A 20469-nucleotide genomic window follows, 5' to 3' on the forward strand; every position below is an offset into this window, starting at 1 on the left:
TCCGGGATTTTCGGTGAAGGTTGACTACCCTGTCTGGACGGGGTGAGGGCCGTCACGTAGGTACCTACGAATCTACGCGGGTAGAAATTTCGTACGGGTAGTCTGAAGCGACCTGCTCAGCACCACACACCGGGAGTGCCAGTGGCACGCGTCGTAGTCGACGTCATGCTCAAGCCGGAGATCCTCGACCCCCAGGGGCAGGCCGTGCAGCGCGCGCTGCCCCGCCTGGGCTTCGACGGCATCGCCGACGTACGTCAGGGAAAGCGTTTCGAACTCGAGGTCGAAGGGCCGGTGGACGAAGCCGCCCTCGCACGCATTCACGAGATGGCCGAGACGTTCCTGGCCAACACCGTGATCGAGGACTTCGTCGTCAGGGTTGACGGGGCCGCCGCGCCCGCCGAGTCCGCTGGGTCTTCTGCGGGTGCCGCCGCCGGAAAGGCCGGAACGAAGTGACCGCCCGTATCGGTGTCGTCACCTTTCCGGGCACCCTGGACGACCGCGACACCCAGCGCGCCGTCCGGGTCGCCGGAGCCGAGGCCGTTCCGCTGTGGCACCGCGACAAGGATCTGAAGCAGGTCGACGCCGTCGTCCTCCCGGGCGGATTCTCGTACGGCGACTATCTGCGCGCGGGAGCGATCTCCCGGTTCTCGCCCGTGATGGAGACGATCATCGCGGAGGCAAAGGCGGGAATGCCGGTGCTCGGAATCTGCAACGGATTCCAGGTGCTCACCGAGACGCATCTGCTGCCCGGCGCGATGTTGCGGAACAACCACCTCCACTTCATCTGCCGCGACCAGAAGCTCCGCGTCGAGACCACCGCCACCGCCTGGACCGCCGACTACACCGCCGGCCAGGAGATCTCCGTCCCGCTCAAGAACATCGACGGCCGCTACGTCGCCGACGAGCGCACCCTCGACGAGCTGGAGGCCGAGGGCCGGGTCGCGTTCCGCTACCTGGACGTCAACCCGAACGGATCGCTGCGCGACATCGCGGGCGTCACCAACGCCGCGGGCAACGTCGTCGGCCTGATGCCGCACCCCGAGCACGCCGTCGAAGGACTGATCGGCACCGGCCGCACCGACGGCCTCGGGTTCTTCACCTCGATCCTGAACAACCTGGTGCGGAAGGGAGCCGTGGCATGACGCTGGACACGGTCAAGCACGCGACCGGCACCCCCGAAGCCGAGCAGCCCTGGCAGCAGCTCGGCCTGAAGCGGGACGAGTACGACCGCATCCGCGAGATCCTCGGCCGCCGCCCGACCGGCGCCGAACTCGCCATGTACTCGGTCATGTGGTCCGAGCACTGTTCGTACAAGAGCAGCAAGGTCCACCTGCGCCAGTTCAGCGAGAAGGCCCCGCAGACGGACGCCCTCCTCGTCGGCATCGGCGAGAACGCGGGCGTCGTGGACGTCGGCCAGGGGTACGCGGTCACCTTCAAGGTCGAGTCGCACAACCACCCCTCGTACATCGAGCCCTACCAGGGCGCGGCCACCGGCATCGGCGGCATCGTCCGCGACATCCTCGCGATGGGCGCCCGCCCGGTCGCCGTCATGGACCCGCTGCGCTTCGGCGCCGCGGAGCACCCCGACACCAAGCGCGTCCTGCCGGGCGTCGTCGCGGGCGTCGGCGGCTACGGCAACTGCCTGGGCCTGCCGAACATCGGCGGCGAGGTCGTCTTCGACGCCTGTTACCAGGGCAACCCGCTGGTCAACGCCCTGTGCGTGGGCGTGATGAAGCACGAGGACATCCACCTCGCGAAGGCGTCCGGCGCCGGCAACAAGGTCATCCTCTACGGGGCCCGCACCGGCGGCGACGGCATCGGCGGCGTCTCGGTGCTCGCCTCGGAGACCTTCGAGGCCGGCAGCGGCGTCCCGGCCAACCGCCCCGCGGTCCAGGTCGGCGACCCCTTCCAGGAGAAGCTGCTCATCGAGTGCACCCTGGAGATCTTCGCGGAGAAGCTGGTCCACGGCATCCAGGACCTCGGCGGCGCGGGCCTGTCCTGCGCCACCAGCGAGCTGGCCAGCGCCGGTTCCGGCGGCATGCGCGTCGACCTGGACACCGTGCCGCTGCGCGACGCGACCCTCTCGCCCGAGGAGATCCTCATGAGCGAGTCGCAGGAGCGCATGTGCGCGATCGTGGAGCCCGGCAAGGTCGAACGCTTCCTGGAGATCTGCGAGAAGTGGGACGTCATCGCCACCGTCATCGGTGAGGTGACGGAAGGCGAGCGGCTGGAGATCTTCTGGCACGGCGAGCAGATCGTCGACGTGCCGCCGCGCACGGTCGCCCACGAGGGCCCCGTCTACCAGCGCCCGTACGCGCGCCCCGACTGGCAGGACACCCTCCAGGCGGACGACGCGAACAAGCTGCCCCGCCCGGCCGACGCCGCGCAGCTCAAGGAGCAGGTCCTCAAGCTCGTCGCCTCGCCCAACCAGGCGTCCAAGGCGTGGATCACCGACCAGTACGACCGGTTCGTGCAGGGCAACACGGTCCTCTCCCAGCCCGAGGACTCGGGCATGATCCGCATCGACGCGGACACCAACCTCGGTGTCGCCGTCGCCACGGACGGCAACGGCCGGTACGCCAAGCTCGACCCCTACGCGGGTGCACAGCTCGCGCTGGCGGAGGCGTACCGCAACGTCGCCACGACCGGTGCGAAGCCGCTGGCCGTCTCCAACTGCCTGAACTTCGGTTCGCCCGAGGACCCCGCGGTGATGTGGCAGTTCGCGGAGGCCACCCGTGGTCTCGCCGACGCCTGCCAGGTGCTCGGCACCCCGGTCACCGGCGGCAACGTCTCCCTCTACAACCAGACCGGTGACACCGCGATCCACCCGACCCCGGTCGTCGCGGTCCTCGGTGTCATCGACGACGTCACGCGCCGCACGCCGGTCGGGTTCGCGGAGGAGGGCCAGCTGCTGTACCTCCTCGGCGACACCCGCGAGGAGTTCGGCGGATCGGCGTGGTCCCAGGTCGTCCACGAGCACCTGGGCGGACTGCCGCCGGTGGTCGACCTGGAGCGGGAGCGGCTGCTCGCCGACATCCTGATCTCGGCCTCCCGCGACGGCATGGTCGACGCGGCGCACGACCTCTCGGACGGCGGGCTCGTCCAGGCGGTCACCGAGTCCTGCCTGCGCGGCGGGAACGGCGCCCGACTGGTCGTCCCCGACGGCCTCGACGCGTTCACCTTCCTGTTCTCCGAGTCGACGGGGCGCGCGGTCGTCGCCGTTCCGCGGTCGGAGGAACTGCGCTTCACCGACATGTGCGGGGCGCGGGGCCTGCCCGCCACCCGGATCGGTGTCGTCGACGGCGACGCGGTCGAGGTGCAGGGCGAGTTCACGCTGTCCCTGGCGGAGCTGAAGTCCGCCCACGAGGAGACGATCCCGGCACTGCTGGCCTGACGGGCCGGCCCCGCCGTTCCACCGTTCCCCTCCACTGCTCCCCACCGTTCCCCACTGTTCCCACTGAGCCCTCCGTCCGGCAGCCGCCGGGTCGGAGGGCTCAGTCGTGCCCCGGCCCACCCCCTCCCAAGCCACCCGTACGAAGTATTGTTCGCCATTACGTAACTACGTAATATGGAGCCATGGAACTGGAGCAGCGGGTCACCGCCCTGGAACGCCGACTGGCCGCCCTGGAGCACGCGGACGAACCCGGCGGGCCGAGCGCCTCCCGCACCCCCGACGATCCGGTGGCGCCCGAGGAGCCGGTGCCACCCGCGCCGTCGGTGCGGTCGGTGCCGCCCGCGCCGGGGTCGCCGGGGCCCTCCCGGGAGCAGCCGACGAACGAAAGCACCCCCCGCGATGACTTCTGGGCACTGGAGGGCTTCAAGGAGCAACTCGCCGAGGCCGGCCCGGTCGCGGAGGACGGCGGCGTCCTGTTCACCGGTGCGGTCGCCCTCCCCTGGGGCGAGCGGTACGAGTGGCAGTACGGCGAGCTCACCGGCCGGCTCATCGAAGCCGACTGGTCGGAGCGGGCCGAAGCGTTCGCCGCCCTCGGCCACCCGGTGCGGCTGAGACTGCTGCAGGAGGTCCTGACCGGAAGCCGCACCGCCGCCGAGCTGACCAGCCTGGACGGCCTCGGCACCACCGGCCAGACCTATCACCACCTGCGCCAACTCACCGCGGCCGGCTGGCTCCACACCCAGGGACGCGGACGGTACGAGGTGCCGTCCACCCGCGTGGTCCCCCTGCTGGTCGCCCTGAGCCTGGCGAAGTCCCCATGACCACCCGACAGCCCACCCCCCGGGGAACGAAGATGCCGAGCCGAACCCACCCGACCCGCCGCAGCGCCGTCACCTACCTGTCCATCAGCTACCGCCTGACCGGGCTGACCCTGGGCGCCCTGATCATCGGAAGCTTCGTCTTCGACCCGCTGGACGAGCCCCCGTTCCCGCTGCTCTGGCCGCTGCTGGGCGTGACCATGCTGCTCCTGCTCCTGGTCACCCGGCTGGTCCGCCCCGCGAGGAACGGCCAACCGGCGAGGGAGCCGGTCGAGGTGGCGCCACCGGTCATCGGCCGCTGGACCGCGTTGAACAGCCCCGCGGACAAGGTCCCCAGCCACGGCACCCACGGCTACGGGCAGACCTACGCCATAGACGTGGTCGCCGAACCGGAGCCGGACCGCATACCCGACGACCGGCCCGCCGACCGCACGGGCGACCCCACCGGCCCCCCGGCCGAGGGACTGCGCCCCGCCTTCAACTGGCTCTGGCCGCTGGTGCGCCGCCCGGACGCCTTCCCGGCCTTCGGCGCCCCGCTCCTGGCGGTGGCCGACGGCACGGTGGTCCGCGCCTCCGACACCCAACGGGACCACCTGAGCCGTACCTCGCTCCCGATGCTGGCGTACCTGATGCTGGTCGAGGGCATGGCCCGCGCCATGGTGGGCCCCACCCGGGTCACCGGCAACTACGTCATCCTCGATCTCGGCGACGACACCTACGCGATGTACTGCCACCTGCGCCGGGGTTCGCTGAAGGTGCGTCCGGGCGACCGCGTCCGGGTGGGCCAGGTCCTCGCCGACTGCGGCAACTCCGGCAACTCGACGGAACCGCACGTCCACTTCCAGCTGATGGACTCGCCCGAGCTGGACGCGGCCAGGGGCGTGCCGTTCCGCTGGCGGGGCGTGGGGCTCCCGGCGAACGGCGAGACGTTCACGGTGGACGCTGCTGCGGAGACGGAGACCGCTGTGGAGGCGAAGGCCGCGGCAGAGTAGGAGTGAGCCGGGGCGTGCGGGGCGTGCGGGGCGTGCGGGGCGAGGGAACGTGGGAGGGGTGGGGAGGGGGAGGGGGGAGGCCCCCCAAGTGCTCGGCGGGTCCCCCACCTGGACCCCACCCCCGTCCCCCACTCACCGCAACAGGCCCGGTGGATAGGCTCGCTGCATGCCGCCAGCCAGCAAACGCGTTCGTTCCTTCGACCCGGCCCGGACCCGCGCCGCCGTGCTCACGCAGTACCGCCACGTCCGCGCGGCGGTCGCGGAGCTCACGCCGGAGCAACTCGCCGAACCGACCCGGCTCGGGGACTGGACGGTACGGGAACTCGCCGCGCACATTTCGCTCGTCCTCGGGTCCGTCGCACGGAACCTGGAGCTGCCTGAGCCCCCGCGGCAGGAACTCACCCTCGACGCGTACCCGGCGGCCACGTCCACGGTGGCCGGAGCCGTCGACACCCTGGCCCGCAGCACCGCTGCCGAAGCGGACGCCGAGGAACTGTTCGCCCGCGCGGCCGACCGGGTCGAGGAGGCGTTGGCCGGCGTCCCCGACGAGCGGATCGTCCCGACCCGGTTCGGTGCGATGCGGCTGCCCGACTTCCTGGTGACCCGGGTGGTCGAGCTGGTCGTCCACACCGACGACCTCAACGACGCGATCGGGCCGGCCGTTCCGATCGACGGCAAGGCCCTCGCGATCACCACCCGTTTCCTCGCCGACGTGCTCGCACTGAAGGCACCGGGCGGGGCGGTGGAGGTACGCGTCCCGCCGTACGCGGTGGTCCAGTGCGTGGAGGGGCCGCGGCACACCCGGGGCACCCCGCCGAACGTCGTGGAGACCGATCCGCTGACCTGGATCCGGTTGGCCACGGGACGCACCGACTGGGCGGCGGAGCTCGGTGCGGCCACGGTTTCCGCCAGCGGGGAGCGGGCGGACCTCGCGGAGTTGCTGCCCCTGCTGGGCTGAGGCACCGAGGGCGCGCCCCACCACACCCGGACCCGCACCCGGACGCCAGGAGGGCGACCCATGCCGAACGAGCCGAACGAGCCGAACGGGCCGAACGGGCCGACCAACCCGACGACCCCGACCGCCCCGACGAACCGCAGGGTGTCGCGCCGCAAGGTGTGGGGAATCTGCGCCTCCGTGGTGGTCCTGGTCGCCGGATTCGCCGCGTACCAGGTCCGTTGGGTGTCCCCGGCACCGCACGCCTCGCACGAACGGTGCGGCGGGGTCGTCGACCGGGCCCCGAACTCCCTCGCGGGTCAACCCCGGAAGTGGACGTTCAACGAGGGCACCGTCGCGTGGGGCCGGGGCGGTTCCGTGCTGCGGTGCGGGGTGGCGGAACTGCCGCCGACCCCGGACCTGTGCGTATCGGTCAACGGCGTCGACTGGGTCCTGGACGAGGAGCGGCTGGATCGGGACGGGGTGAGCGTGTTGACCACCTACGGGCGTTCCCCCGCGGTGGAGTTCGTCCACGAGGGGGCGAAGGAGGAAGCCGCCGCGGCCCTGACCGATCTGGCCGACGTGGTCAGGGACTTGCCCCGCGAACGCAAGTGCATCGGGTTGGACGACGTCTGACCCGACCCCCGACCCCCGACCCCGTCGGGCGTTCCGGCAATCGCGACGGAACCGCGACGGAACCGCGACGGGGCCCGTCCCGTCACATCGGCATGGACATGCGACGGCGCACCCCCCTGACCGCGACCGCAGTGGCTTGTCTCCTGGCAGTCGCCAGCACGGCCTGCGGCAACCAGGTGAACTCCGGTGACGGTGACGGTGATGGTGACGGCGCTGCCGGGAGCGCAGACCGTGCGCAGGGCGCCGACCGCGCGGACGCCACCGAAGGGACGGGCCCGCTCACCGGCACCCGCTGGACCGTCAAGAGCCTGACCGCGGACGGCCGTGCGTACCGGCCGCCGACCGACGCGCACCTGACGTTCGACGGGAAGTCCCGCGCCAGCGGCAGCTACGGCTGCAACACCTTCGACGCCGACGTCACCGTCACCGGGCGGAACGTCACCTTCCGTGACCAGGAGTCCACCACCCTGGGGTGCGACCGGGCGGCGTCCGACTTCGAGGACCGTCTCGCCGCCACGCTCCGCGCCGGTGCGCTGGAGTTCGCGCGCGAGGGCGACGCGCTCACCCTGACGACCGCGAAGGGCGACCACGTGGACCTGACCGCGGGGAAGGCCCCGCGGGACGTTCCGCTGACCGGGCCGAAGTGGGTGGTGAACACCCTGGTCGAGGGCGGGAGCAGCGTCTCGGTCCCCGGGGGCGCGGCGTCCGCGGCGCACCTGACGTTCGGGAAGGGCGGCGAGGTCAGCGGCGCCCTCGGGTGCAACCGTTTCTCGGCCAAGGTGAAGATCGGGGACGACGGGACGCTGACGCTCTCCGATCCGGCGATGACCCGCATGTTGTGTGACGACCGGGCGATGCGGACGGAGCGGGCGCTCTCCCGGCTGTTCGGCGGTGCGGAGGTCGATTACGAGGTGAAGGGGAACTCCCTCAGGCTCATCGCCCCTGATGGGAGGGGTGCAGTGGCCACCGCGGCACCCGCCGCCCCGTCCACGGGCGGGGCTACCGGCCGAACCGGCCGGTAAGTGATTCGTCTTACGGATGGCGTCCCCAATTCGGACCAGTGGTCGATCTCGCCTACACTCGGTGCCGTGCCACGTGGTGACGGTCGACTCAATCACGATCTGCTCCCCGGTGAGAAAGGCCCCCAGGACGCTTGTGGCGTCTTCGGTGTCTGGGCTCCGGGCGAAGAGGTCGCAAAGCTCACGTACTTCGGGCTCTACGCCCTCCAGCATCGGGGCCAGGAATCCGCAGGAATCGCGGTCAGTAACGGCTCCCAGATCCTCGTCTTCAAGGACATGGGCTTGGTCTCCCAGGTCTTCGACGAGACCTCCCTCAGCGCCCTCCAGGGCCACATCGCTGTGGGACACGCACGCTATTCGACCACTGGCGCATCGGTCTGGGAGAACGCCCAGCCGACCTTCCGCGCCACCCCGCACGGCTCTCTGGCACTCGCCCACAACGGCAATCTGGTGAACACCGCCCAGCTCGCCGAGATGGTTGCGGACATGCCCAAGCGGGAGGGCCGCGCCACTCAGGTCGCCGCCACCAACGACACCGACCTCGTCACGGCCCTGCTCGCGGGGCAGACCGACGACGACGGGAAGCCGCTGACGATCGAGGGTTCCGCCGCGAAGGTGCTGCCCGAGGTGAAGGGCGCCTTCTCGCTCGTCTTCATGGACGAGAACACCCTGTACGCCGCGCGTGATCCGCAGGGCATCCGGCCCCTGGTGCTGGGTCGGCTGGAGCGCGGCTGGGTCGTCGCCTCCGAGTCCGCCGCCCTCGACATCTGCGGTGCGACGTACGTCCGGGAGATAGAGCCCGGCGAGTTCGTCGCCATCGACGAGAACGGTCTCCGCACCTCGCGATTCGCGAAAGCGAAGCCCAAGGGGTGCGTCTTCGAGTACGTGTACCTGGCCCGTCCCGACACGGACATCGCCGGGCGCAACGTCTACCTCTCCCGGGTGGAGATGGGGCGTCGCCTCGCGCGGGAAGCGCCTGCCGAGGCGGACCTGGTGATAGCGACTCCGGAGTCCGGGACCCCGGCCGCGATCGGGTACGCGGAGGAGTCCGGCATCCCGTTCGGCGCCGGTCTGGTGAAGAACGCGTACGTGGGCCGGACCTTCATCCAGCCTTCGCAGACGATCCGCCAGCTGGGCATCCGGCTGAAGCTGAACCCGTTGAAGGAAGTCATCAGGGGCAAGCGGCTGGTCGTCGTGGACGACTCGATCGTGCGGGGCAACACCCAGCGCGCCCTGGTCAAGATGTTGCGCGAGGCGGGTGCCGCCGAGGTGCACATCAGGATCTCCTCGCCGCCCGTGAAGTGGCCGTGCTTCTTCGGCATCGACTTCGCGACCCGTGCCGAACTCATCGCCAACGGCATGACCGTCGAGGAGATCGGCAAGTCGCTGAGTGCCGACTCTCTGTCGTACATCTCCCTCGAAGGCATGATCGAGGCCACCACCATCGACAAGCCCAATCTGTGCCGGGCCTGCTTCGACGGTGAGTACCCGATGGAGCTGCCCGACCCCGAGCTGCTCGGCAAGCAGCTGCTGGAGACCGAGCTGGCGGCGGGTCCCGCGGCCACCGCCGCGGTCGACGCGCTCCGTCGCCCGTGATCCCCCGAAGAACCCACACGAAGGTTCCGCACGCATGTCTGGTGAATCCCCTGTGAGCACCCCCGTTTCCGGTTCCGGCGCGAGTTACGCGAGCGCGGGTGTCGACATCGAGGCGGGCGACCGCGCGGTGGAGCTGATGAAGGAGTGGGTGCGCAAGACGAAGCGCCCCGAGGTCGTCGGCGGTCTCGGCGGTTTCGCCGGGCTCTTCGACGCCTCCGCCCTCAAGCGCTACGAGCGTCCCCTGCTGGCGTCGGCGACCGACGGCGTCGGCACCAAGGTCGACATCGCCCGTCGGCTGGGCGTCTACGACACGATCGGCCACGACCTGGTCGCGATGGTCATGGACGACATCGCGGTGTGCGGCGCGGAGCCGCTGTTCATGACCGACTACATCTGCGTCGGCAAGGTCCACCCGGACCGGGTCGCGGCGATCGTGAAGGGCATCGCCGAGGGCTGTGTCCTCGCGGGATGTGCCCTGGTCGGCGGCGAGACGGCCGAGCACCCCGGGCTCCTCGGACCGGACGACTTCGACGTGGCCGGTGCCGGTACGGGCGTGGTGGAGGCCGATCAGCTGCTCGGTCCCGATCGCATTCGCACGGGCGACGCGGTGATCGCGATGGCCTCCTCGGGCCTTCACTCCAACGGGTACTCGCTGGTCCGGCACGTCCTGTTCGACCGGGCCGGGTTCGCGTTGGAGAGCCATGTGGAGGAGCTGGGGCGGACCCTCGGCGAGGAGCTGCTGGTACCGACCCGGATCTACTCGCTGGACTGTCTGGCGCTGGCCCGTACCGCGGAGGTGCACGCCTTCAGCCACATCACCGGGGGCGGGCTCGCGGCGAACCTGGCGCGGGTCGTCCCGGACGGGCTGCACGCCGTCGTGGACCGTTCCACCTGGGCGCCGGGCGCGGTGTTCGACCTGGTGGGCTCGGCCGGGCAGGTGGAGCGTCTGGAGCTGGAGAAGACCCTGAACATGGGGGTCGGCATGATGGCGGTGGTGCCTGCCGAGTCGGTGGAGGTGGCGCTGACGCTGCTGGCGGACCGTGGCGTGGACGCCTGGGAGGCCGGCGAGATCACCGAGCGCGGTGCGCACGCCACGGGCGCGGCGCTGGTCGGGGACTACGCGAAGTAGGTCCTCACGGACCCACGGACCCACGGACCCTCACGATCCGATGATCTTCTTGGCGACGGTGACCGCGGCGGCTTCCGCGGCGGTCACCGGCAGCACCCGTAGCGCGGACAGCACGGTTGGCACCGGTGGCGCGGACAGCCCGAGCAGTACCGGCAGCCCGCTCGGCACCGGCTGCATCAGCCCGGGTGGGGCTCAGTGTGCGGGAGCAGCACGAAACCCGGTCCGGTGTTGCTGGCCCGGACCGGGGTTGGTGCGACGGGTCGGCGGTGCCCCGACCGGAGTGACCGCTCGCGCGGGCGTGCCGGTCGACGGCGGTGCCGACTGCTGTGGACTACAGGCTGCTGAGGAGAACGTGCGCGGCCGTGGCGTCAAGCGCCGCGACGGTGCGACTGCGACGGGGAACCGGGCTCGTCGCCCTCGTCCTCGTCGTCATCGACGTTGTAGAGATCCGCGTACCGTGCGTACGGGTCGTTGTCCTCGTCGTCCTCGATCGGCTCGCCGTTCGGCGGCTGGCTCGAAGTCGATGCGCCCAGCTCGTTGGCCAGACGTGACAGGTCCGTTCCGCCGCTGTTGTACTTCAGCTGGCGGGCGACCTTTGTCTGCTTGGCCTTGGCCCGGCCGCGCCCCATGGCTCGACCCCCTCGGTGACGGGGCTCGACGGCCCCAGAGTCTTGACACGCGTTCATGATCTGGAACGGACTCTCCGTGGAGAGACCGGTCCGTAGGGCTTCCACGGTACCTGCTCCTGCGGCCATCCGGTACGTCGCCCGCAGGACGCGCGTGTGCGCTGGACCCGCGAGGCGCCCCGTCCTCGCTGGTCAACCGCGATTTTAACCTCTTCTTGGCAGGCGACCCGCCGACGGGCTGTGAGTCTCATGTCTCAGCCGCCGCGCGGCCCCTCCCGCGCCGTGCTCCGGAGCCGTGCCGGGCCCCGACACGCCCGGGTTCCGGCCGGGTGGTGCCGGGGCCCGGGAGCGTCGGGCGCGCCTCGTCGCGGGTGGGGCGGATCAGCCGTCCGTGCAGCGCGCTTCGGCCATTCTCTGTTCGGCGATCCGGTCGGCCGCGGCGGCCGGCGGGATGCCGTCACTGTTCGCACGTGCGAATATGTCGAGCGTGGTGTCGAAGATCTTCGACGCCTTGGCCCGGGCCCGCTCGAAGTCGAATCCGTGGAGTTCGTCGGCGACCTGGATCACGCCGCCCGCGTTGACCACGTAGTCGGGGGCGTAGAGGACGCCGCGGTCCGCGAGGTCCTTCTCGACGCCGGGGTGGGCGAGCTGGTTGTTGGCGGCGCCGCACACCACGCCGGCGGTGAGGACGGCCACGGTGTCGTCGTCCAGTGCTCCGCCGAGGGCGCAGGGCGCGTACACGTCGAGTCCGTCGACCCGGATCAGGGTGTCGGTGTCGGCGACGACCCGGACCCCGGGGTGCAGGCGGGTGATCCGGCGCACGGACTCCTCGCGGACGTCGGTGACCACGACCTCGGCGCCGTCGTCGAGCAGGTGCTGCACCAGGTGGTGGCCGACCTTGCCGACCCCGGCGACGCCGACCGTCCGGCCGCGCAGCGAGGGGGTGCCCCAGCGGTGTCGGGCGCTGGCCCGCATCCCCTGGAAGACGCCGTACGCGGTGAGCACCGAGGAGTCGCCCGCGCCGCCGTTCTCGGGGGAGCGGCCGGTGGTCCAGCGGCAGGTGCGGGCCACCACGTCCATGTCGGCGACGTAGGTGCCGACGTCGCAGGCGGTCACGTAACGGCCGCCGAGGGAGGCGACGAACCGCCCGTAGGCGAGGAGCAGCGCTTCGGTCTTGATCTGCTCGGGGTCGCCGATGATGACGGCCTTGCCGCCGCCGTGGTCGAGTCCGGCCATGGCGTTCTTGTACGACATGCCGCGGGCGAGGTTCAGTGCGTCGGTGACGGCCTCGGCCTCGTCGGCGTACGGGTAGAAGCGGGTGCCGCCGAGGGCGGGGCCCAGGGCGGTGGAGTGGAGGGCGATCACGGCCTTGAGGCCGCTGGCCCGGTCCTGGCAGAGCACTACTTGTTCGTGGCCCCCCTGGTCCGAGTGGAACAGGGTGCGCAGGACGCCGTCGGATACTTCGGTCACGGTGGTGACTCCCGGGTGCGTAGCGGCGGTGGTGGCCCGGACCCGTTCAGGTGGTGGGCCGGGTGGGACGAGCGTAGGGCCTCGGTGTCACGGTGGCCGGTTCGCGGGAGGTTTCCGCGTCGGTCCGCGGGGGAGGGAGCAGGGGTGCCCAAGGTGTCCTCGGTGATCGTGCCGTACGCGTCCTATCTGCGGGTGTACGAACCGCTCGCGGCCTTCCCGGAACCGGAGCGCGGCCATTGGGCGCGCTATGCCCGGCGGGTCGACCGGCCGTCCTACCAGGACGAGCTGCGGCGTTCCCTGGCGGACCTGTTGCCCACCCCGCCGGTCGCGGTGCCGGTCCACGAGAGCGACGACGCGTTCGTGGCCGAGGTCGACGGGGTGCTGTGCGTGTGTCCGTGGCGGACCCGGTTGCGGGGCTGGCAGGCGCTCGACGCGTTGGCGTCCGGGGGGCGGTTGCCGCCGGCGGTGCTCGACGCGGTGTTGCCGCCCGTCGTCCGCAAGGAGAGCGCCGACGACTACGAGCGGTGGCGGGCGCGCAATCCCGACGCCCGTCCGTGGATCCGTACGGCGACCTGGCAGGTGCCGTTGGCCTGGTTCGTGCTGGTGGTCGACGAGGAGCGGGAGCACCAGGGGGTGGAGCCGGCGGAGCCCCCGCAGTCGGCAGCGCTGTCGGAGTCCTCGGAGTTGTCGGAGTTGTCGGAGTTGGCCGGGGACGTGCCGGTGTTGCGGTACCGGACGCAGATGGTCCAGGCGCGGCGGCGGGTGGCGCGTGGCTTGAAGGCGTTGCGGGCGGCGTTGGGCGAGGGGCCGCAGATCGACGCGTTGGTGGACGTGGGGTCGTGGCTGGAGGAGTTCCATCCGCGGTCGTTGGTCGAACTCGACTACGGGGGGTTGGTGCACGTGCTGCCGGCCGCGCACCTGGCGGCCGATCGTTCGGCGGCGGACGTGGCGGAGGGCATCGAGGCGCTGCGCCGGGGGGACGGGGACGCGGCCGGGGAGGCGTACGGGCGGTTGGCCGCGCGGTGGCGGGTGGTGCGGGACCGGCAGTCGGCGAGCTGAGCGGGGCGGCGTTGCTCGGGGGAATCCGTACGGGGCGGTCGGTCCGTGCCGGGGCCACGGATTCGGTCGTGTTCGCGCGGGGGGTGCGGGAACCGGTCGCGGTGTCCTGACAAGCTGTTTCCTGGCATGGTGGGGGCGGCACCGGCCCGGTGCGCGGGTCGGTGCGGAGTGCGGCGCTGCGGATTCCGTTGCCGGGACGTGTGGGTTCCGGTGCGCGTGGCGCCTGGCGCTCGGCGCGCGGGTCGGCCGTGCGCGTCGTCGGCGGTGCGGGCCGGCGGTGCGGGGAGCGCGGGGCCGGAGGTAAAGACGGGTCGGGACGTAGGTCCTGATCCGGTCTTTTGCGTCAAGCGTGACGGACCGCACTATCCCGGGCCTTGCGCCCATCACCCGTCCTCGTGCCAAAATAGGACAAGGAGTCCGGGGAGGGCTCCATCCATCCGAGTCTGGGCAGAATGCTCCGCATTGCACGCTATGGGGGGTCTGTTGACCTCTGCTCACTCTGTGACAGATTGTCACGGGGGTGTGACTGTCCGCTATGGGGCGGTCCATCGGCATCCGTCGGTGATGAACACCTGGGAGGGCAATTCCATCGGTTTGGCCGACGCGGCTGGACGGATGGTGTAGTTGTAGTGCCGAGGACAAGCCGTTCGTCCTATAACCGACTCGACCCGCGTCCGCCATTTCGGGCAACGCGTGTCAAGGTGCAGAATTTAGAGGAAAGAACCGAGAAGGTTCGGTTCTCCCGAGGAGGCCGCTCATGACAGCTCGCACCCCTGATGCCGAGCCGCTGCTGACCCCGGCTGAGGTCGCCACGATGTTCCGCGTCGACCCGAAGACGGTCACGCGCTGGGCCAAGGCTGGCAAGCTCACGTCGATCCGCACGCTCGGCGGACACCGCCGCTACCGCGAAGCCGAGGTACGCGCGCTACTGGCGGGCATTCCCCAGCAGCGCAGCGAAGCCTGAACAACCGCACGACCGGGCCGATTCACCGGGTCCCCCACTCGGTGCGCACGCCCACCGCACGACACAGCCACACATGACGTCGGTCCTGCCCCAACAGGACCGTGCCGGGACGAGTGAGCAGTACGTCGAGGCCGTGACGTCGATCGCGCTGGACTCCGCCGGGTCCAGCGCGATTTTTCTTTGTGCGGATTCCACGGCTCCCGTTGTGCGGATTCCGTGGTGACGCGGGGTGCGCCGCGCCCGCCGGCCCGCTCGGCTGCTCTTCTCCGCCCCCCCAACAGCCCCTGGTGAGCGCCCTGGTGGCGTCCCCGGCCGCCTCGGGCGGCGTCGGTCGAGGTTCCGGAGCCGCTCAGGCGCTCTCACGGCCCCGTGTGGGGCTGACGCGCGGGTCGGGGCCTCTTCCCGGCTCGCGCGCTCCGTACGGGTCCCTGACGGCCCCTCAGGGCGCCGCCGCGCCGCCCTGACGTCCCTGGGGAGCCCGAACGGCCTTCGAACGGCCTTCGGGCGACCTCCCGGCGACCTCTCAATGACCTCCCGGCGATCTCCGAGCGACCTTCGGGCGATCTCCGGGCGGGGGCGGGGGCCCGGTGCGGCGGTCCGCTTGTCGGACTCTGCGGGGCTTGCGGGGGTGGTGCCGGATGTTCCGTGAACTGTCCCGGATGCCGGTGCAATTGCACATATTAAATTGACCGTTTGTAGGACAGTGGTAAGCCCGGGGGTTCCCGAAACTCTTACGGTGACACCCGTCACATGCGTGGTCGGTTGTTGCCCGACGGGCAACTGCGGTAGTGGACCGGCCTCGTGGGGCGCCCCCGGTCCGCCGTTCCCGTCCATGCTTCTGCCTGGTGCCCCCGTGGCGGCCGGTGACCTCGTACACGTCATTCGTTCGGGGGAATCTCCCGTTCGGGGTCTTCCCTCGGCTCCGTGGGGTGTGTAGAGGGCTCCATGGCCAGCTTCTGGAGTGCGGTGCACACCGGGCAGTGTCGGACCCGGTGGCGGTAGCGGGAGGCCGCCGACAGGTGGGCGCGCAGCAGCGCCCGCGTTTCGTGTCGAGCGACAGGTGCCATGCGCCCACCTCCGGTGCCCCACGGGGGAGTCCTTTGATGAGGAGGTACCCATCCGGGAGCCCGTCGTCAACCCGGCGCGGCCCGGGCGTCCTCCGGGCGCGGCCGTGCGGGGTGGGCGGAACAGCAGAATGGCCCACATCCGCAGGGGATGTGGGCCGTTGCGCGGTCCTGACGGGATTTGAACCCGCGGCCTCCACCTTGACAGGGTGGCGAGCACTCCAAACTGCTCCACAGGACCAGGTTTCGCGGCGCTTGGTACTGCGTTGCGCTGCGAAACAGGACTGTACAGCAGGGCCGGCCGTGCGGTCGAACTCACTCAGGGTGCGGGGGTCGTTACCGGCCGTTCGGCATGCGTCACCGCACCCTTCCCGCATCCGTCGCACCCCCCGCACCGGCCTCCGCATCCGCTCAGGGCACCGCCGCGTCGATCGCCTTCACGATCCGTTTGTCCGAAACCGGGTAGGCGGTCCCCAGCGAGTGCGCGAAGTAGCTGACCCGCAGCTCCTCGATCATCCACCGGATGTCCCGCACCGGCTGCGGCACCGGACGTCCCCGGGGCAACTGCTCCAGCAGCCACGCGTACTCGTCGCGCATGTCGTGCACCTTCTCCATGCGGGTGGTGTCCCGCTGGACGTTGGCCGGCATCTGCTGGAGCCGCCGGTCGACGGCCACCAGGTAGCGCATCAGGTCCGGCAGCCGGCCGATGCCCGTCTCGGTGACGAAACCGGGCTTCACCAGCGCGGCGAGCTGCTCCCGCACGTCCGTGGTGTTGGCGAGCAGCGCGGGGCTGGTGGTGGCCCGCAGCCGCCGCTCGGCGGCCTGCCAGGCGGCGAGGACCTGGCGCACCTGGTCCACCGTGCGCACCGTCAGGTCGACGATGTCGGCCCGCACCCGTTCGTACAGCTTGCGGTACGACTCCTCGTCCCAGGCGGGCCCGCCGAAGTCGGCGATCAGCCGGTCCGCGGCGGCCGTGGCGCAGTCCTCGAAGAGGGCCTGCACCGAACCGTGCGGGTTGGCGGACAGGGCGAGCTTCTGGGCGTTGCCGAGCTTGTCGAGGGCGAACTTGGCCGGATTCACCGGGATGTTCCGCACGATGAGCCGCCGGATGCCGCGCCGCATCGCCTCGGCCTGTTCCGCCTCGGAGTCGAAGAGCCGCACGGACACCGTGTCGGCGCCGCTCCCGGCAGCGGCGTCGGCGGCGTCGTCGACGAGCGCCGGGTACGCCTTGACGGGCTGGCCGGCGCGTTTGGCCTCGAAGACCCGCGACAGCGAGCCGATCGTCCAGTCGGTGAGCCCGGAGCGTTCGACGGCGCCCTGCCCGGAGCGCTCGGCGCTGGCCGCGGCGGCCTTGGACAGTGCTTGGCGGGCCTTGGGCCGCAGCCGCTGCCGCAGCGCCTCCAGGTCCTTGTCCTCGGCGTCCGGGGCGACCTTGCGGCGGCGCTCGTCGACGATCCGGAACGTGATGCGCAGGTGGTCGGGGACCTTCGACCAGTCGAAGTCGTCCGGGGAGACGGGCACCCGCACCAGGGCGTGCAGCTCTCGGGCGAGGGTCACCTCCAGGGGCTCCTGGAGCGGGGTCGCCCGGGCCAGGAACCGGCCGGCGAAGTCCGGTGCGGGCACGTAGTGGCGGCGCACCGGCTTGGGCAGGGAGCGGATCAGCTCCGTCACGACCTGCTCGCGCAGCCCCGGGATCTGCCAGTCGAAGCCCTCGTCGGTGACCTGGTTGAGCACCTGCACCGGGATGTGGACGGTGACGCCGTCGGCGTCCGCGCCCGGCTCGAACTGGTAGGTCACCCGGAACTTCAGCCGTCCCTGGGTCCAGGAGTCCGGGTAGTCGGCCTTGGTGACGGCCTGGGCGGACTCCCGGATCAGCATCTCCCGCTCGAAGTCGAGCAGGTCCGGCTCCTCCTGGCGCTTGCGCTTCCACCAGGAGTCGAAGTGCGCCCCGGACACCACGTGCGGGGGCACCCGCTGGTCGTAGAAGTCGAACAGCGTCTCGTCGTCCACGAGGATGTCGCGGCGGCGGGCCCGGTGCTCCAGCTCCTCGACCTCGGTGAGCAGTCGGCGGTTGTCCGCGAAGAACTTGTGGTGGGTGCGCCAGTCGCCCTCGACCAGGGCGTTGCGGATGAACAAGTCGCGGGAGGTCTCCGGGTCGATCCGGCCGTAGTTGACCTTGCGGTGGGCGACGACCGGCACCCCGTAGAGGGTGACCCGCTCGTAGGCCATCACCGCGGCCTGGTCCTTCTCCCAGTGCGGTTCGCTGTACGTGCGCTTGAGCAGGTGTTCGGCGAGGGGTTCGATCCAGTCGGGTTCGATCTTGGCGTTGACCCGGGCCCACAGCCGGGAGGTCTCCACCAGTTCGGCCGACATGACGACCTTGGGCTGCTTCTTGAACAGTGCGGAGCCGGGGAAGATCGCGAACTTGGCGCCGCGGGCGCCCAGGTACTCGTTCTTCTCGGTGTCCTTGAGCCCGATGTGCGAGAGCAGTCCGGCGAGCAGGGAGGTGTGGACGGCCTGGTCGGAGGCGTCGGTGTCGTTGACGACGACGCCCATGGTCTTGGTGACCGACCGCAGTTGCGCGTAGATGTCCTGCCACTCGCGGATGCGCAGGAAGTTCAGGTACTCCTGCTTGCACATGCGGCGGAACGAGGACGAGCCGCGTTCCTTCTGCTGCTCGCGGACGTACCGCCACAGGTTGAGCAGGGCGAGGAAGTCGCTGGTCTCGTCCTTGAACCGGGCGTGCTGCTGGTCGGCCTGGGTCTGCTTGTCGACGGGGCGTTCGCGGGGGTCCTGGATGGACAGGGCGGCGGCGATGACCATGACCTCGCGGACGCAGCCGTTGCGGTCGGCCTCGATGACCATGCGGGCCAGGCGCGGGTCGACGGGGAGCTGCGCCAGTTTCCGGCCGAGCGGGGTGAGGCGTTTGCGCTGGTCCTTCTCGGCGGGGTCGAGGGCGCCGAGTTCGGTCAGGAGTTGCACGCCGTCGCGGATGTTGCGGTGGTCCGGCGGGTCGATGAACGGGAACTTCTCGATCTCGCCCAGCCCGGCGGAGGTCATCTGGAGGATGACGGAGGCGAGGTTGGTGCGCAGGATCTCGGCGTCGGTGAACTCGGGCCGCGCGTCGAAGTCGTCCTCCGAGTACAGCCGGATGCAGATGCCGTCCGAGGTGCGTCCGCAGCGGCCCTTGCGCTGGTTGGCGCTGGCCTGGCTGACGGGCTCGATCGGCAGGCGCTGGACCTTGGTGCGGTGGCTGTAGCGGGAGATGCGCGCGGTGCCCGGGTCGATGACGTACTTGATGCCGGGGACGGTCAGGGAGGTCTCGGCGACGTTGGTGGCGAGGACGACCCGGCGGCCCGCGTGGGGTTGGAACACCCGGTGCTGTTCGGCGTGCGACAGCCGGGCGTACAGCGGCAGCACCTCGGTGTTCTGCCGGAGCACGGCCGGGGAGCGGGCGAACATCTTGTTCAGGGCGTCGGCGGTGTCCCGGATCTCCCGTTCGCCGGAGAGGAACACCAGGACGTCGCCGGGGCCTTCGCCCTGGAGTTCGGTGACGGCGTCGCAGATGGCGGTGATCTGGTCGCGGTCGCCCCCGTCCGCTTCTTCGGCGTCGTCCTCCAGCAGCGGCCGGTAGCGCACCTCCACGGGGTAGGTGCGGCCGCTGACCTCCACGATCGGGGCGTCGCCGAAGTGGCGGGAGAAGCGCTCCGGGTCGATGGTGGCGGAGGTGATGATCACCTTGAGGTCGGGGCGGCGGGGGAGCAGCTGGGCCAGGTAGCCGAGCAGGAAGTCGATGTTGAGGGACCGCTCGTGGGCCTCGTCGATGATGATCGTGTCGTAGGCGCGCAGGTCGCGGTCGGTCTGGACCTCCGCGAGCAGGATGCCGTCCGTCATCAGCTTGACGAAGGTGTCCTGGCCGACCTGGTCGGTGAAGCGGACCTTCCAGCCGACCGCTTCGCCGAGCGGGGTGCGCAGTTCCTCCGCGACGCGTTCGGCGACGGTGCGGGCGGCGATGCGGCGGGGCTGGGTGTGGCCGATCATGCCCTTGACGCCGCGGCCCAGTTCCAGACAGATCTTGGGGATCTGGGTGGTCTTGCCGGAGCCCGTCTCGCCCGCGACGATCACCACCTGGTGGTCGCGGACCGCCGCGAGGATCTCGTCCTTCTTCTGGCTGACCGGCAGTTCCGGCGGGTAGGTGACCGCGGGGACGCGGGCGGCGCGGGCCGCGATGCGCGACTCGGCCCGTTCGACCTCCGTGGTGATCTCGGCGAGGACGGTCCGGCGGGCTTCGGGCGCGCGGATGCGTCGGGCGCCGTCGAGCCGGCGGCCCAGGCGGTGGGCGTCCTTCAGGGGGAGCTCGGCGAGACGTCGGCCGAGGTCGTCTCGGGCGCCGTGGGCGGGAGCGGGCTGCGTAGACATACGCCCCCCAGGATCTCACCTCGCCCGCAACACCGACGAACCCTTTTCTCCGGAGGTTCCCGGAGGCTCCCTCCGCGCCGTTCGCAGGCCGTTCGCAGGCCGCTCGACGGCTCCTCGGGGGCTCCGGGGAGGCTTCCCGCGCGTCGTTGCCGTGTCCGTGACCTTGAAGGAAGTGCAGGTCAGCGGGCTGGTTGAAGTAAGCGGAAGATAAAAGTTGAGCGGTCTCCACTCAGGTCTGTTGACCGAGCCGGGGGCTTCGTGCATCCTTGAGCCTGTCCCGCTCAGGTTCGTTCTTCGTCGAACCCGGGCGGAGCGCAGTCAGTCCGATGCAAGTTCTCTGGAGGAACCG

The 20469-nt window shown here is 70.8% G+C and carries 17 protein-coding genes and 1 tRNA gene; 12 read left to right on the plus strand and 6 right to left on the minus strand.

Annotated features, from left to right (window positions below):
* Positions 1-141 precede the first annotated feature (141 nt).
* From purS to purM, 10 genes are all read left to right on the plus strand, one after another.
* Positions 142-453, plus strand: a complete 312-nt coding sequence (purS, locus tag ACFYOU_RS17125) for a phosphoribosylformylglycinamidine synthase subunit PurS (RefSeq protein WP_389764685.1) — start codon at positions 142-144, stop codon at positions 451-453.
* The gene (gene purQ / locus ACFYOU_RS17130; RefSeq protein WP_387003278.1) at positions 450-1142 is read left to right on the plus strand and encodes a phosphoribosylformylglycinamidine synthase subunit PurQ; all 693 of its coding nucleotides are present in this window, start codon (positions 450-452) and stop codon (positions 1140-1142) included. The genes purS and purQ overlap by 4 nt, the downstream gene beginning before the upstream one ends.
* Positions 1139-3394, plus strand: a complete 2256-nt coding sequence (gene purL / locus ACFYOU_RS17135; protein WP_391306516.1) for a phosphoribosylformylglycinamidine synthase subunit PurL — start codon at positions 1139-1141, stop codon at positions 3392-3394. The genes purQ and purL overlap by 4 nt, the downstream gene beginning before the upstream one ends.
* A 182-nt stretch (positions 3395-3576) precedes the next feature.
* On the plus strand, positions 3577-4215 hold the full coding sequence (locus ACFYOU_RS17140) for an ArsR/SmtB family transcription factor (protein ID WP_391306519.1): 639 nt from the start codon (positions 3577-3579) through the stop codon (positions 4213-4215).
* 32 nt (positions 4216-4247) lie between these two features.
* Positions 4248-5204: a peptidoglycan DD-metalloendopeptidase family protein gene (locus ACFYOU_RS17145; protein WP_391306521.1), complete on the plus strand. Its 957-nt coding sequence runs from the start codon at positions 4248-4250 to the stop codon at positions 5202-5204.
* Between the two features lie 166 nt (positions 5205-5370).
* Entirely contained in the window at positions 5371-6162 is a 792-nt protein-coding gene (locus ACFYOU_RS17150) for a sterol carrier family protein (protein WP_391306522.1), read from the plus strand.
* Between the two features lie 60 nt (positions 6163-6222).
* A complete protein-coding gene (locus ACFYOU_RS17155; RefSeq protein ID WP_391306524.1) occupies positions 6223-6774 on the plus strand; it encodes a DUF3515 family protein in 552 nt (183 codons plus the stop codon).
* A gap of 98 nt (positions 6775-6872) precedes the next feature.
* A complete protein-coding gene (locus tag ACFYOU_RS17160) occupies positions 6873-7796 on the plus strand; it encodes an META domain-containing protein (RefSeq protein ID WP_391306525.1) in 924 nt (307 codons plus the stop codon).
* Between the two features lie 66 nt (positions 7797-7862).
* A complete protein-coding gene (gene purF / locus ACFYOU_RS17165; protein WP_389764696.1) occupies positions 7863-9389 on the plus strand; it encodes an amidophosphoribosyltransferase in 1527 nt (508 codons plus the stop codon).
* Positions 9390-9441: 52 nt separating this feature from the next.
* Positions 9442-10518, plus strand: coding sequence for a phosphoribosylformylglycinamidine cyclo-ligase (gene purM / locus ACFYOU_RS17170; protein WP_391306527.1), 1077 nt, complete (start codon positions 9442-9444; stop codon positions 10516-10518).
* Positions 10519-10548: 30 nt separating this feature from the next.
* On the opposite strand, the gene ACFYOU_RS17175 is transcribed toward purM, so the two are convergent.
* The 3 genes from ACFYOU_RS17175 to ACFYOU_RS17185 all read right to left on the minus strand — a co-directional run bounded on the left by ACFYOU_RS17175 (position 10549) and on the right by ACFYOU_RS17185 (position 12614).
* Positions 10549-10695, minus strand: a complete 147-nt coding sequence (locus ACFYOU_RS17175; protein ID WP_391306529.1) for a hypothetical protein — start codon at positions 10693-10695, stop codon at positions 10549-10551.
* A 191-nt stretch (positions 10696-10886) separates the two neighbouring features.
* Positions 10887-11147 (minus strand): DUF3073 domain-containing protein, encoded by a 261-nt coding sequence (locus ACFYOU_RS17180; protein WP_385484818.1) that lies wholly within the window; start codon positions 11145-11147, stop codon positions 10887-10889.
* 378 nt (positions 11148-11525) lie between these two features.
* Positions 11526-12614 carry a Glu/Leu/Phe/Val dehydrogenase dimerization domain-containing protein gene (locus ACFYOU_RS17185; RefSeq protein ID WP_391306531.1) on the minus strand — a complete coding sequence of 363 codons (1089 nt, stop codon included), beginning with the start codon at positions 12612-12614 and terminating at the stop codon, positions 11526-11528.
* A gap of 144 nt (positions 12615-12758) precedes the next feature.
* Here ACFYOU_RS17185 and ACFYOU_RS17190 point away from each other — a divergent pair, with 144 nt between their 5' ends.
* Positions 12759-13673: a hypothetical protein gene (locus ACFYOU_RS17190; RefSeq protein ID WP_391306533.1), complete on the plus strand. Its 915-nt coding sequence runs from the start codon at positions 12759-12761 to the stop codon at positions 13671-13673.
* Positions 13674-14430: 757 nt separating this feature from the next.
* Positions 14431-14637 (plus strand): developmental transcriptional regulator BldC, encoded by a 207-nt coding sequence (gene bldC, locus ACFYOU_RS17195; RefSeq protein WP_003949541.1) that lies wholly within the window; start codon positions 14431-14433, stop codon positions 14635-14637.
* Positions 14638-15515: 878 nt separating this feature from the next.
* On the opposite strand, the gene ACFYOU_RS17200 is transcribed toward bldC, so the two are convergent.
* The 3 genes from ACFYOU_RS17200 to hrpA form a co-directional block, all read right to left on the minus strand.
* Positions 15516-15704, minus strand: a complete 189-nt coding sequence (locus ACFYOU_RS17200) for a DUF6274 family protein (RefSeq protein ID WP_391306535.1) — start codon at positions 15702-15704, stop codon at positions 15516-15518.
* A gap of 163 nt (positions 15705-15867) precedes the next feature.
* Positions 15868-15942, minus strand: a tRNA-Asp gene (locus ACFYOU_RS17205).
* Between the two features lie 170 nt (positions 15943-16112).
* Positions 16113-20120: an ATP-dependent RNA helicase HrpA gene (gene hrpA, locus ACFYOU_RS17210; protein ID WP_391306537.1), complete on the minus strand. Its 4008-nt coding sequence runs from the start codon at positions 20118-20120 to the stop codon at positions 16113-16115.
* Between the last annotated feature and the right edge of the window lie 349 nt (positions 20121-20469).

Origin of the sequence: Streptomyces sp. NPDC005955 (genome assembly GCF_042871255.1) — a bacterium.
Lineage (GTDB): Bacteria > Actinomycetota > Actinomycetes > Streptomycetales > Streptomycetaceae > Streptomyces.